This window comes from Vibrio ouci (assembly GCF_004551525.1).
Lineage (GTDB): Bacteria > Pseudomonadota > Gammaproteobacteria > Enterobacterales > Vibrionaceae > Vibrio > Vibrio ouci.
On the sequence record NZ_SATR01000066.1, the window covers coordinates 1 to 13360 of the forward strand.

The 13360-nt window shown below is 40.2% G+C and carries 14 protein-coding genes; all 14 read left to right on the plus strand.

The window, feature by feature from the left end:
• Positions 1-738: 738 nt before the first annotated feature.
• Positions 739-1830, plus strand: a complete 1092-nt coding sequence (locus ELS82_RS22150) for a hypothetical protein (protein ID WP_134837382.1) — start codon at positions 739-741, stop codon at positions 1828-1830.
• A gap of 327 nt (positions 1831-2157) precedes the next feature.
• Positions 2158-3438: a Fic family protein gene (locus ELS82_RS22160; protein WP_134837383.1), complete on the plus strand. Its 1281-nt coding sequence runs from the start codon at positions 2158-2160 to the stop codon at positions 3436-3438.
• A gap of 998 nt (positions 3439-4436) precedes the next feature.
• A complete protein-coding gene (locus ELS82_RS22170; protein ID WP_134837385.1) occupies positions 4437-4817 on the plus strand; it encodes a hypothetical protein in 381 nt (126 codons plus the stop codon).
• Between the two features lie 3 nt (positions 4818-4820).
• Positions 4821-5207 carry a DUF7659 family protein gene (locus ELS82_RS22175; RefSeq protein WP_134837386.1) on the plus strand — a complete coding sequence of 129 codons (387 nt, stop codon included), beginning with the start codon at positions 4821-4823 and terminating at the stop codon, positions 5205-5207.
• Positions 5208-5286: 79 nt separating this feature from the next.
• Complete coding sequence (locus ELS82_RS22180) at positions 5287-5622, plus strand: type I restriction endonuclease subunit M (protein ID WP_134837387.1); 336 nt, start codon at positions 5287-5289, stop codon at positions 5620-5622.
• Between the two features lie 52 nt (positions 5623-5674).
• On the plus strand, positions 5675-6118 hold the full coding sequence (locus tag ELS82_RS22185) for a lytic transglycosylase domain-containing protein (protein WP_134837388.1): 444 nt from the start codon (positions 5675-5677) through the stop codon (positions 6116-6118).
• A gap of 547 nt (positions 6119-6665) precedes the next feature.
• Complete coding sequence (locus ELS82_RS22190; RefSeq protein WP_134837389.1) at positions 6666-7031, plus strand: hypothetical protein; 366 nt, start codon at positions 6666-6668, stop codon at positions 7029-7031.
• Between the two features lie 399 nt (positions 7032-7430).
• Positions 7431-8057: a DUF6988 family protein gene (locus tag ELS82_RS22195; RefSeq protein WP_134837390.1), complete on the plus strand. Its 627-nt coding sequence runs from the start codon at positions 7431-7433 to the stop codon at positions 8055-8057.
• Between the two features lie 751 nt (positions 8058-8808).
• On the plus strand, positions 8809-9174 hold the full coding sequence (locus ELS82_RS27500; RefSeq protein ID WP_369333530.1) for a 4-fold beta flower protein: 366 nt from the start codon (positions 8809-8811) through the stop codon (positions 9172-9174).
• 62 nt (positions 9175-9236) lie between these two features.
• The gene (locus ELS82_RS22205; protein ID WP_134837391.1) at positions 9237-10082 is read left to right on the plus strand and encodes an abortive infection family protein; all 846 of its coding nucleotides are present in this window, start codon (positions 9237-9239) and stop codon (positions 10080-10082) included.
• Positions 10083-10169: 87 nt separating this feature from the next.
• Entirely contained in the window at positions 10170-10859 is a 690-nt protein-coding gene (locus tag ELS82_RS22210) for a hypothetical protein (protein WP_134837392.1), read from the plus strand.
• Between the two features lie 354 nt (positions 10860-11213).
• Complete coding sequence (locus ELS82_RS22215; RefSeq protein ID WP_134837393.1) at positions 11214-11843, plus strand: hypothetical protein; 630 nt, start codon at positions 11214-11216, stop codon at positions 11841-11843.
• Between the two features lie 122 nt (positions 11844-11965).
• On the plus strand, positions 11966-12760 hold the full coding sequence (locus ELS82_RS22220) for a single stranded DNA-binding domain-containing protein (RefSeq protein ID WP_134837394.1): 795 nt from the start codon (positions 11966-11968) through the stop codon (positions 12758-12760).
• Positions 12761-13173: 413 nt separating this feature from the next.
• Positions 13174-13360: type II toxin-antitoxin system Phd/YefM family antitoxin (locus ELS82_RS22225; RefSeq protein ID WP_134837395.1), on the plus strand; the 187-nt coding region annotated here is incomplete at its 3' end.

Here is a 13360-nt window from a genome sequence, read left to right on the forward strand (position 1 = left end):
TCTGGGTGGTAACACCTAACAAACAATTTAAGAGTGATTCAGCACGCTTGGCATTTTTCGTTTGAGTTGAGCTTAGTGTTTACGGCGGTCAAATCAAGTGTCGTGGTTGCGTGCTTCACACCTTAATTGGGCGTTATGTTTACTTGTAATTCAAAGGTTTAAAGGTCTTAGGTTCTCGTTCTTTGCCCCTCTGGCAATCCGTCCCTAGTAGACTCAGCAAATCCGCATTGTCGACTAAGTTCTTGAATCTCTCAGCCCGTAAAACATACCAATGTTCGCGGGTTGCTTCATTGTCAGGTCGTGGCGGTTGGCTTCTTGTGTAACTGGCTCAAAGTCGCTTTTAGGTTCTTAGTCAATTAGCGTTTCAGCTTGGCAGTTGCCTCGGCAATTCAACACTGTTTTGCGCTTTGGTTGGAAAGATAGGGCGCTAGTTGTTCCTTGGTCGGGTTGCCTCATTGGGCAGGGAAGTGGAATTACTTGTTTCTGGTTGGTCGCCTTTGGCAGCCAAGTTGGTTTCAGCCTTGTGGTTTGCTTCCGAAAACTAGTTAGAAATATCAGTTCTTTCTCAATTAAATCATGTGTTTGTGGTAAAACATAACAAACAATTCAACAGTGATTCGCAACGCTTGGCGCTCTCACTTCGAGTTGAGTTAAGTGTTTACGGCGCAATGTCCAAGTTCAGTGTATGCGCTGCTCACACGTTAATTGGGCGTTAAGCGTATAAAGAGAGTATTTTACATGTCAGATATAATTGATAATGAGCTATTAAGATATGTGGAATATCTTCAAACTCAGCTTGTGACAGAGGGGAGTGAGCCATTTCTAAACGGTGAGCGAGATTGGTTCATAAAAAGTCGAACCACTTTACAACAAGCACTAAAAGATAAAGTGCCTGAAAATGATTTAGATGGAAGTCACAAGAAAAATGCGCTGCTTTCTCGGTTAGACAACTTTGAACCAGCTACAAAGTACGATAGTTTTTTTCCCTCAGAGATATTTAGTCAAGTATTGGAAGATGTAATCAATATCTATGCTAACCTTGGAATTAATTTAGACGTAGAAGTTGAACTATATAATTCACCTAGTATGACCGTTGGAGCACATGCAAGACCATCATTGTATGGGCATGCCATATTTGCTGGTGCGGGAACAACGTCTTTTTGCAATTATTGGGCGAAAATCTACACGACTATTTCATTGGGTGCAGCACAGCGAGGTATGTCAGTATTTGAGGAGGCAGCTGTAAACGACACAATAACCGATTTAAATATTGCAATTGATGCTTTTCGCTTATGTGTGCACTACGGATATATCGGAACGGTAAGGGGTTTTGGTCGTTTAGAACAGCCTCAAGAAATGCATGCAGATAGAGCCATTTTAGTTCATTCAATGGAAGTGTTCATTGTAGCCCACGAGTTTTACCATCTGTACTTAGAGGAAAAGTATCCTGAGTCAAATGGAATACCACCCGATCACACCGAAAAAGACGTAGAAGAACTTTGTGACGCAATGGCATTAGCTGTTGTTACTACGTATGGTATTGAAAAAAATAACATTTATGCCAGTCATCTATTAGGTCCGCTGCTATTTTTTAGTAGTCTAGAGCTGTGCGAGAAAGTAAAAAATGTTATTAACCCGGACGTAACCATAACCTCAGATTCTCATCCGACAGCATCAGAGAGAGTTGCATTTATCCATAGTTTCGTAGCACAAGGGGATTTCCCTACATATCTTTATGAAAGTTTGGACTATATGACTCGCTTAACTCAAATCGTAAATGAACGAGTTTTCTTTCTTTTGGATGTATTTCAAAGGCAAAACGTTCGATAAATTATACGCTTAACAAACTGTTTAAGAGTGATTCGCAACGCGTGGCATTTTTACTATGCGTTGGTTTTAGTGTTTAAGGTGGTATGCGGGAGGTTCGGTATTGCGTTGCTCACACCTTAACAGGGCGTTAACTTATTCATTTAGCATCTATGAAGCTCTTATCTCAAAAAATAAAAATATTGAGACAAACTCTTTGGTGTGTAGTATCGTTATTTCAAATGGTAGAGATATTGAGATAAAGACGTGACCAAGAGACCGCCTAAAAAGGAATCGTTACTAAGTAACGTATTTGAACAGATTAACGAGAAACATCCAGAGAAGCTTGGAATGTATCTTAAGTACTATCAACCAGTTGATAGTAAAGGTCGTTACCTTCCTTATGATGAGTTTCAGTACCGCGTAGATAGTGGGCTTGAAGTGGAACTTGCATGGGCAATGACTAAGGTTTCTAGAACATCTCAATACATGAAACTGTTGCATTTAGGGGATGATGGTTCGCAGTGTAATTTTATGCTTACTCCAATGATTCAAAAAGCTGTATCTCATGCGGACAGGCATGCTACTACGGGCGCTTTAGAATGGATGAGTAGTAAGATTGGCGAAGAGAACCACTTTGAGTATCTGCTTAATGACCTAATCGAAGATGAGGCTATAAGTAGTAGTCAACTCGAGGGGGCAGCAACAACTACGCTAATCGCTAAGGATATGCTCAAACGTAAGCGTAAGCCTCGCACACCTGATGAGAAAATGATCCTTGGAAACTTCAAGATGATGAAGTTTGCATGGGATAATAGAAACAAGCCCCTTAGTATAGATTTGATTTTAGAAATGCACCGTGAAGGCACGGATGATATTGAAAATGACAAATATACTCCTGGTTCTTTTAGACAAAGTGATGATGTGGCCGTTGTTGATGCAGAAGGTGAGCCTGTGCATATCCCTCCATTGGCATGTCATATCGAGGAAAGGCTTGGAAAAATTGTCGATTGGGCGAATACTTATCACGATGATGCGGACGGAAGTGAATATATTCACCCTATGATCAAAGCTATAAGTTTGCATTTCTCTATTGGGTATGAACATCCCTTCCGTGACGGAAATGGTCGTGTGGCAAGATCTTTGTTCTACTGGTACATGTTCAAAAATGACTATGCAGCATTTAGGTATATCGCTATCAGTACATTATTGAAGGCAGCACCAATTAAATATGGAAAGTCTTATTTGTACACTGAAACAGATGATATGGATTTAACCTATTTCGTTGAATATCAATGCGGAGTAATTCTTAGGGCTATCAGTAATTTCAAAGATGCCTATAAAAAGTCACTAAACGACATTGAAACTTTTAATAACTGGATTTGGGAGTCTGGCTTATACAAGAAGCTATCAGAAAAGCAAAAAGTTGTTTTCCAAGTAGCTAAGAATGGTACAGCGAAATACTTTACTGCTGCGAACGTGAAAGATAACTTAGGTTGTTCGTATAATACAGCTTCAACAACCCTGAACGGCTTGGTTGACCTCGGAGTGTTTGGTAAGCAAAAAAAAGGTCGAGAGTGGTTGTTCTACATGCTAGACAAGCAAGAAATTCAGGGGAAATGGAAAAGTTAACAAACATTTAAGATTTCAAGATACTTTTTCTAATCCGATCTTAACACGTTAGATTTGTTACTCTAACGTGTCCAATTCCGTGCTATCTGCATCGGCTAGCTCCTGTGATCACCAAGCGATTCTGTCGTACCGTAATTACCAAGCGACTTTGTCGGGCTCCTTTTTTGCGTAATCCTCAGTCTATCACTGTGAATTAGTCAGAGGGGGCCTGGGTGAACGAGAATATACGACCTGAGGACTTAGCCAAGGCGGGAATTACTATGCGGGGAGGGCACTTCTTTCCTGCCGGCCCGGAAGAGGTGAGACAACGCATCCGACAGTACTATTCTGATGGCACTCTGAAGAGTAGCTTCATCGCGACCGATGAATCGACGACTCATCAAACCATCTACCGATTTGAAAGCTGCCCGTTTTAACGGGCAGCTTTGCCCAAAGGGGTTTTATCGATTTCCAGGTTTTCCTTTTTTGGATGTGGGTGAGTTAGAGTCATAACGGCTTTGATTGTCTGTTTGACGGTAAGAAGGGGACAGGGAGGGCGTTACCGCAAGCGGTCATACATTCCACTTGAATCTTTCATCTAAGAACTAAGAGTTTCATCGCATTGGGAAGTCACCAGTGCCTTCCAAAAGCGTGGAATTCTAAGCGCCTTTCTGAAAGGATACCGCTTCAATCATTAACGCACGGTCGCGAGCTCCCTTTTCTTCGCTACGCTGCGCCTCGTCATCCTTCCTCGTTGCCGTTCGTCGTGCCTCCTCACGCAACTTCATGTCACTGACTTCCATTAAGTTCGAGTAAGGGCTTGTTGTCTTATGTGCCCGTTTTCCTTTCCACTCGCATCACCTGATGGCGCTCGCAGGCTGTTGACCATCCTCATCCAGAACCCTCTTTGCAAGGGTAAATGAACGCTTCGCGCCCTTGCAAAGAAGAACCCTGGTTGAGGCGTGGGACAGCCAAGCGGCTCCATAAAAGTGATACTCAAAACAGAAAGGAAACACATCATGGCACAACGATACTCAATCCCAACTCTCCCTAAATTGAACTCAGCAACCAGCGTTTCGACGCTGGACCCCGAAAGCTCACCAAAAAATGATAGCTCTAGTGACTGGGTGCAACGACTACCGAATTATCTTGATCCGTCAAAAGTGGTTAGCGTCGAAATACGTGGGGAGTATTTTGGGGCCTGGGATACCCCTCGTGAACAGTGGGAAGCGGGATTTATGCTGATGGCTATTGAGTCAAATGGCAACGAAAAACACGTCAAAAACTTTTTACCATCGCAACTCTCTATCTCAGCTATTAAACAAGAGTGTGACGCAATAGCGCAAGCGCTTGGCGCCACATTGATGGACACCACCGCTCAATTCAACGCAGAGGATTGAAGCATGAAATATCTATCTGACTACACCGAACAAGCGCAAACGGATTTATTTGATGAACTTGGCGCATTCTTCGCATTTACTGATAAGCAGTTCAATGAGGCAAAAAAAGAAGGCGTTAACTATGTACTTCTGGGCATGGGGTTAATCGTGCCAAGCCAACACGCAAAAGATTTTGTTGAGCGCTTAGCCGTTATTCAAGAGCAGGGCATAGCACAAGATATCGCAGAAAATGGAAAAGAGGCGATTATTCGACGGGAGTTATTCAATCACGAATGTTTCTATATCAATGATATTTGTGATTGCGTGGGGGCACTCAAAGAGTACGGCTATTCATACGACGATATTTACCAGGTGTTTAACCATATTCTGAGAACGGAAGAGGTTTATTAAGCATCAATAAAAAAGCCTCAACGTATCGGCAAAAAACGTTGAGGCCGTATCCATAATTAAAACTGTAGGAAGCTTTATTATGAACGAAGAAAATACTATCCCAACAGATGAACAATTGAAAGCGGAAACTTACGTTTGTACTGCTATCCCTTTTGAACTTGGGAAAGTGGTTATGACACAGGGTATCGACGTACTATTACGAGAGAATATCGGCGCAAGTCTACACGTCTGCCTAATACGTCATCAAAATGGTGACTGGGGCAATGTATGTATTGAAGATAAGATTAGAAATGATCAAGCCACTCGAAACAGTGAGCGAGTGTTATCCGAATATACATTATGCGGAGAGCGTATTTGGGTTATTACCGAGCGAGATAGAAGTGTCACCACGATTTTGCTTCCGAGTGAATATTAATCTAACTCAATGTTCGATAAAATGGAGTCCTAATGGACTCCGTTTCTTGCTTATGAAAACGTTATGCTTACTACTGTTCATCTTTCCAGGTGTTGCCTCAGCTTTTTGTTTTGAAGAAGCAGCAGCGCATTATAATATTTCGCCTAAATTGTTGAGAGCGATCGCGCACGTTGAAAGCAGCTTCAACTTTAGAGCGTATAACGAAAATAAAAACGAATTAGGTGAAATAACAAGTCGTGACTATGGGCTTATGCAAATTAACTCGTCCTGGTTTTCTCGGCTTGCTGAGTTCAATGTCAATGAATCCAATGTTTATGAGCCATGTTTTAATGTGTCACTCGGCGCTTGGATATTAGCGTCAAACTTTGCCAGTCATGGCTATAACTGGAATAGTGTCGGAGCGTATAATGCAGGATTTGCCAAGCGCGCCGAGAATGCCAGGCAAATATACATTAAAAAAGTACAAGCCGTTTATTTCTCACCCAACTTTCAATAACTCATTGCGCACCAACTTGCTGCAGTTGAACTCTTCACGAAACTTCCCCCCTAACTGCTGATACGAGCTACGTGTTCGTCCCGATTCAATCGCCACCGGTCGGCTTTTGCTTCGCACTGATTGATAAAACGCCACATAAAATAGCGATCCGGCTTGCGGCCATCGTTGCCCGCGTAGCGTCTTTCAGAAGATAGCACACACCTCGGCGGATTGATTTTCAATCCGAGTGGTTGTCTGTAAAAATATAAAGTCAACAAAACCAATAATATAGCTTTTATTACTTACGTTTTAAAAGGCGTGAAAAATTTTCAAATTCTTCACTAAAATTTGGTGCTTATTTCAATGAAAAAACATGTATTTTCATTGAATTGTCATTGAGCCCTTTAGTGGCAATGGATTGGCGTGTTTTCAATGGGATTTCAATGGGTTTTCATTGAATTGTCATTGAACCCTTTACTGGTAAGGAATGTGAGACATTTGGTTTTCAAGTTTGGCTGTTTTATGATTGAAGTCTCAATGGATTTCAATGAGACAGAAGAGGGGTATTATGGGACGTTCTTATCCACTGCAAAGCTCACTTCGAGGTAAATTAGAACGGGATTTCATCAAGTATAGAGATCAAGAGCACCTCTCCGATGCAGAGGCAACAAGACAGCTTTTGACTTTAGCATTGCGGATAAAATTGAATGATGGTGATGATGGTAGTCCTTCGAACCGGGAGTTATTTGAAGAGATGTATCGTCGTATCAGGCAAATTCAAGGTACTGTCAATTTGGATTATACCCAAGGTTTTAATGAAGAAGCTTTTTATCGAAATAAGTCAGAAGCCAATGAAGTTCGGGGTGTGGTTACGGCGGATGTCAATACAAAAGTTGATGAGTACCTTGAGGGGAAAAAGGTTAATAACGGATGAACGGGAACTGAAAATAAAAATGGTAGTGAGTGGTTAAGCTATATCGATATGCTGTACTCGAGATTAAAGATACAATCTGCCAGTTAAAGCTTTGGTACGTTCTAACAAATTAATTTAGCCCATTCTGTCTATTCCCATATATGGCATTCATGTACTTGTAAAGTGATAAGTCAATAAAAGCTAAGATGCGTATTATTCTATCGGAAGCTATCCGAATAAATAGAGTGAGATTTATCATTTATAATTGTGAGACATCTTGTAACCTAACATCCCAACAATCACCTTAATTTATTGGTTATCAATTGAGTTAATATGAAAGAAACTGCACTATAGAGCGACGAAAAATGACAGTTAGTCGACTAATAAGCGTAAAGTGCATTATTCGAAGTAAAGGTGTAAATGGAAATAAGAATAGTTGAGTTCACTAATCTATTGGATTGTATCGAAAGAGAGTTATCCACTGTAAAGTTTAAAGATGCAGGAACACGGGTACGGCTGGCGTCAGCTTTATATACACTAGTAATCGATCATGCTCAGGGTATTCGACTCTTGATAGAGGGAAGAGGGTACCCATCGTCTTCCGCTCTATTGAGAGTAGTTTTTGAAACATATATCCGTGCGGCGTGGTTTGAGAATTGCGCTACTGATGAGCAAATAAAACACTTCATTGATCACGATGAAATTTTAAGCCCTGACAAACGTAAACTCAGCTTCGGTCAACTTGTTGATGCTGTCGATATAGCCTTAGATACTGATTCGTACTTTAGTCAAGTTAAAGCAACTACCTGGAAAGGCCTAAACAGCTTAACTCATTCAGGTATATTACAAGCAGAGCGATGTGTTAAAGAAAAGTCTATCACCTACAATTATTCCACTCGTCAAATTAATGAGGCGCTTGAATTTTCTTCAATGTTAGTTGGATTGGCGTCAGGTTCATTGATAGATTTAAGCGATACGATTAACCCTTCAGACAAAATTAGTCGTATTACAAATCTTGCTAACAGTTTAATCATAGAGAGCAGTTAGCATGCTCTCAACAATACTATGGCGTCAATAGTTAATCTTGGGCACTATTGTTATCCCACATTACACCGTCTTTGAGCGTCGAATTTAAGATCATAACTGAATCGGCCAGCCTTAACTATTATTGGTTCGATTATTTCCTAGGACAACTCACGAAGTCAATGTACCGGGCTCACAGGCGTGCATGTTCAAAATGTGTGATTGATAGTTAACTGAAGTGATACAACTAGTTGTACTATTGGTTCCCAAGTATCACTAACACCGAGAGTTAATCAATGCGCTTTAATTCTGATAGTCCTGATATCCCTGATGTGCTTCTAGAGAGAAGAGATAAAGGTAGAGTTGTTTTCCTGTGTGGGGCGGGAATTTCATTTGGAGGACAAACATGGCTAAACGATGTTGTAAATGCAAAGGCCGCTAGCAGAGCGGCCAGCTCAAGAAAGGGTACACGCAAAAAGGTGGACGGGTAGTGAAAGCTACCAAAACCAAACGACGCAAAACGCGTCTTAAACGTTAAGGAAAACCGCTTCATAGGGCGGTTTTTTAGTGTTCAACGTGTCGCGCGCCCCATTATGCACTCGAATTCATGATTTGAATCATAAATACATAACTATTCAGTAAGTTAAAGTTCTATAGGTGAGGCGTTCGGTTTAGAATGGACGCGTGATTGACGGCTACATATCTATTTACAACACGCCCACACTAATGAAACAAGCCTTATACCTTAAATGTTTTGTACTAGGAGATTTATGACGTGATTGCTTTATTTGATCAAAATTCCAATTTAGTAGGTTGGATGAATCCAGATCAGCACTTATTTGATACTGATATGAACTGGGTGGCTTACATTTCTAATGATCATGCGTGGTCAGCACAAACGGGTAACTGGCTAGGCCCGGTTGTCGGGAATACATGCTTAGATCAAACTGGTCGGCCTCTTGCGTGGAGTACTGACTCTCCGATTGAAGGGATGATGCGCCCTATGCGTCCAATGAGGGCAATGAGAGCCATGAGACCGATGCGTCCCATGAGACCGATGCGTCCTATGAGACCAATGCGTCCTATGAGACCGATGGGAGGTTGGTCAGAGCTAACATGGGAAGCTTGGAGCAAACAGTGAGATACATTAAAAAGGGTTTAGTAGAGCGTTATCGCAATCAAAATTATTAGTTAAGAGGTTATATGAGAAAGGACATTCCCGCTCCAGTAATAGCGGTTCTATCAGACAATTTATCTGTACTTGAAACTCATGCAAGTCTCGATAACCTTTTCCTATATGCTGATGCACCAGGAGAGCCACCAGAAGGTTCAAAACCTGTTAAAGTTCAAGCGTGGCTGAGACGCGTTAATAAAGAGGCAGTTGAACCACTTAAAGTTCTAGGTAAATTGATTGAAACGTACATGGAATTGCCAAAGCAAGAAGAGGAAGATGTCTTCTTATGGGGAAGTAATGTTGCAAATCATAAAAAAGAGTTCAAAGAAAAGCTTGAATCAATCCTTTCACAATGCAACCTGACTTATCTTACTGGCGGCATTGTTTCAGATGGAAGCTCAGCCCCAAGCCGATCCTTGTCAGACTTAATCAAAGGTAGAGATATTCCTTCAATTGAGGCTGAATTTACGAGAGCTCTCGCAAATGTCAACTCCGAACCAAGAGAATCAGTATCGGCAGCTTGTAACATTTTAGAGTCCATTTTTAAGGTTTATATTACAGACGAACAATTAGATAGACCACAGAAGCAAGACCTACAAAATGTATGGAAAGTCGTTCGCGGCGATTTAGGCTTTGACCCAAAATTAGTCCAAGACGATGATCTTAAAAGAGTACTATCCGGTATCTTATCAATTGTTGACGGAATTGGAGCGTTCCGTACACATGCTAGTTCCGCACATGGTGAGGGGCGTGTTATGTATAATTTAAAGCCACGCCATGCTCGCTTAGCAATTCATTCTGCACACACAATAGCAATGTTTGTGCTTGAAACTTGGGATGAGAAGCGCAAATCAGCGAGCAACAAATCTGTTTAAGAGTGACTCGCAACGCGTGGTCTTTTACTAGGTGTTGCGTTTAATATTACGGGGGAACTGTCCAAATATAAATGGAGAAGGGGAACGATGGATCTAGCTATAAATATTGTATGTTTTGGTGCCGGGGCACTTTCTATCTACTTAACCGCTTACCTAAAAATAAAAGGTAAAAACAAAGCGATATTGGAAGATAACCATAAACTGGAAGAAGAAAAACAACAAGTAATCGCTAAGTATCGTGCCGAAACAGAAGAGTTAAAAAAACGACACGCCTTAGATATCGAAAAGCGAAAGTTTCAATATGAGGATAAGCGAGCCCAATTTTCGAAATACTTCTCTCTATTAGATGAGTTCAATAATAAACATAACTCTGTTTTCTTGGAACGCTTCCAGCCGATGATGAAAAATTTGTTATCTGGTTATTTGATAAAAGAAGAGTCTTTAAGAAGGCAAGCTCTAATAAATTTCAATGAAGATGTTCAAGCTTTAGTTTTCGAGTTAAATGAAGACCACCTAAAAGTGAAAACAGAACAAAACAGCATAAGATTAATCACTTCATCTAAAATGGACACTTTACTAGATGAGCTGGAGGTAGCAGTTAAAAATGCAACAGACTCTTCAGCGGAAATCCTGAATGTTATGTCAACATCAGAATTTTGGGTAGATCAAACAATAATCAAACCTTACCAAGAAAAGTTAACAACCTTCGGGCTAGCGGTTCAAAGTAGTCGTGATGCACTAAAAGAACAAATGAAATTAGAACTAAATGAGATTTAGACAATTCAAGTTACCAACGTTTGGTATACGCAGTATAAAACTGCTCTCAATGCTGATGAGTACTGGTAGTCAAAGACTTTAACTACTTGAGTTTCAAAAATGGTAAACAAGTAAATGAACGTAAAAGAGCAAATAAATTTTCTGACAAAAAACACCAATTCACTATTGGTTGTTCATTACTCTTGTCAGAACCTTAATGATAACAATGAAGGTTTTTCACCAAGAATCACATCGATTGCTGTACAGCATGTTGGAAGCTCTACAATGCATAGCTTTTCTATACACTTAATTGCATAAATCAAAAAAATTTCAAGGGCTGATATAGAGCAACACTACGATGATTTAGAAGCAACAATGCTCGAAGACTTCTATAGATTTATTCAAGATCATCAAGACCATTATTGGCTTCATTGGAACTTGACTAACATAAATTTCGGCTTTGAAACAATAGAACATCGATACCGTGTTCTAACTGAAAAGGTCCCGCCTAAAGTTGATGATTCGAAGAAATACAATTTATCGACTCTAGTTTCTCAAATGTATGGAGTGGATTATGTCGACCACCCTAAGATGCCAAACTTAATGGAATTGAATGGTGGTAAATCACGAGATTTTTTAACTGGCGGTGAAGAAGTAACCGCATTTGAGAGAAAAGAGTATATCAAGTTACATAAGTCTACGATGTCAAAGGTATACTTTTTTAAGTCAGTGTTCCATAAACTGCAATCAAAAAAGCTCAAGACTACACGTTCCAATTGGCCAACGAAACTTAATGGAGCTTTAGAGTCACTACCAGCAAAAATTCTAGCTCTAATTGCAGTGCTTTTCACTGTGGGTCAACTTGGTCATTTGGGTTACAAATCATTAAACGAATATTCTACTAGTAGTCAAACAGTGCAAGGGATAATAAAGAATAGTGAAACTGACAAGGTTAATTTGAATAATCATCAATTATTGGAATCTTCAAGTAAAAACCCAGGTTGAGTATATGAGATATATTTGAAATGTCGTAACAACACAGCATTCGAATGTGCCTGTTCAATTAATGACCACCCGAATGCATTACCATCTGCTTTATCTGCTAATGATAATTTTGAGATAACAAATTGAAAACATTAATTAATTCATTGAAAGAAAACACAACAAACCGTTTAAAAAATCCATTAATTGGAGCTTTCGTTTTTTCCTGGACTATTTGGAATGGTTCTGACTTAATAGTTTTCTTTTTAAGCAATAATGAGAAAAAAATAGCACTCGTCGAACAGATAGAGTTTAATATAACTAATGACTTGCTTGCTCCTTCTGGGTTAACTCTACTTTATTTGCTGATTATACCTATATTAAACATGCTGTATGAACGTTTAATCGATGGCGTTGTAAATAAACATAGGAATGCATTCAATCAAAAAACATTACAGCAGCACTACTACACTGTAAAGAAGACTACAATTGCAAAGCTGGATTCGGATGAAGACGAAAACAGGAAGTTACGTGATCGTCAATTAGATACTTGGGCTAATGAAAAACGTCAAATGTCTGAAACTGTTGTTAGCTTTAGGCGTGAGTATTCTGAGAAAATCGCGAAAATTGATAATGAAATAAGTAGTTATAAAGAAGAAATTCGACGCCTTACCAGTGAGGTTTACGACCTAAATACTGAAGTAGATAATTTTCAGCGAGGACTGAGTCATATGGTAAGAGATGTTGACTCAGGTGTGGGACAGTTGTTATCTGTGGCAGACTTACCTCAACGGGCAGAAGATGCTGTAAAAAGAATCAAAGACGCATCCATTAGAGCTAGGAAAGTCCTAAAGGTTCCTGTGCTGATTTCGAGCCCAGGAAATGACTGGGAACCATATAATGAACCTCTAATGGATTTTGATGAAAACATCCCTTTCTGACCTAAGACAGAGTAACTGTTTTGGCCAGAGCTTCTCTTACACGAACCCATTGTAACTTACCGACGCAAAAAAGATTTCCAAAGATACGAGCGCCCAATCCCAGGTGATAGAGTCCAGATGACGTTGAAATTTTGAATGAACTAACAACCGAACAAATTGAAGAGCTATTCAGACAATTTAAGGGGAAGGAACTGACTTCTAACATACGAACATTTATGTTGCTGTCTTCGAATAATGCGGAGCTAGAAAAAAAATTGGTGAAGCATTAGATAGAATTGCATCGTCTCCTTTAAACAAATCACGAATGGCGAAGTTTAGGCGTTGAGGTAACTAGAGCGTAAATGTCGATGCAGCTTGCTATACTAAAAGTGATAGAATAGTATCACTTTTACTAGTGTTATGGAGTCTCGCACATGAAAGTTGAACTAGTTACCTCGCTTAAGCGTCAAGCCACCAAAATCTTGGCCGATCTGCACGATACCAAAGAGCCTGTGTTGATCACCGAGCATGGCAAACCGTCTGCGTACCTGGTCAATGTCGAGGACTATGAGTTCATGCAACACCGTTTGGCGATCTTAGAAGGTATCGCACGCGGAGAAC

Excerpts from the sequence above, each read along its gene's own strand:
- ELS82_RS22150 (WP_134837382.1), top strand. The coding sequence starts at position 739 with ATGTCAGATATAATTGATAATGAGCTATTAAGATATGTGGAATATCTT.
- ELS82_RS22160 (WP_134837383.1), top strand. The coding sequence starts at position 2,158 with ATGTATCTTAAGTACTATCAACCAGTTGATAGTAAAGGTCGTTACCTT.
- ELS82_RS22170 (WP_134837385.1), top strand. The coding sequence starts at position 4,437 with ATGGCACAACGATACTCAATCCCAACTCTCCCTAAATTGAACTCAGCA.
- ELS82_RS22175 (WP_134837386.1), top strand. The coding sequence starts at position 4,821 with ATGAAATATCTATCTGACTACACCGAACAAGCGCAAACGGATTTATTT.
- ELS82_RS22180 (WP_134837387.1), top strand. The coding sequence starts at position 5,287 with ATGAACGAAGAAAATACTATCCCAACAGATGAACAATTGAAAGCGGAA.
- ELS82_RS22185 (WP_134837388.1), top strand. The coding sequence starts at position 5,675 with ATGAAAACGTTATGCTTACTACTGTTCATCTTTCCAGGTGTTGCCTCA.
- ELS82_RS22190 (WP_134837389.1), top strand. The coding sequence starts at position 6,666 with ATGGGACGTTCTTATCCACTGCAAAGCTCACTTCGAGGTAAATTAGAA.
- ELS82_RS22195 (WP_134837390.1), top strand. The coding sequence starts at position 7,431 with ATGGAAATAAGAATAGTTGAGTTCACTAATCTATTGGATTGTATCGAA.
- ELS82_RS22205 (WP_134837391.1), top strand. The coding sequence starts at position 9,237 with ATGAGAAAGGACATTCCCGCTCCAGTAATAGCGGTTCTATCAGACAAT.
- ELS82_RS22210 (WP_134837392.1), top strand. The coding sequence starts at position 10,170 with ATGGATCTAGCTATAAATATTGTATGTTTTGGTGCCGGGGCACTTTCT.
- ELS82_RS22215 (WP_134837393.1), top strand. The coding sequence starts at position 11,214 with ATGCTCGAAGACTTCTATAGATTTATTCAAGATCATCAAGACCATTAT.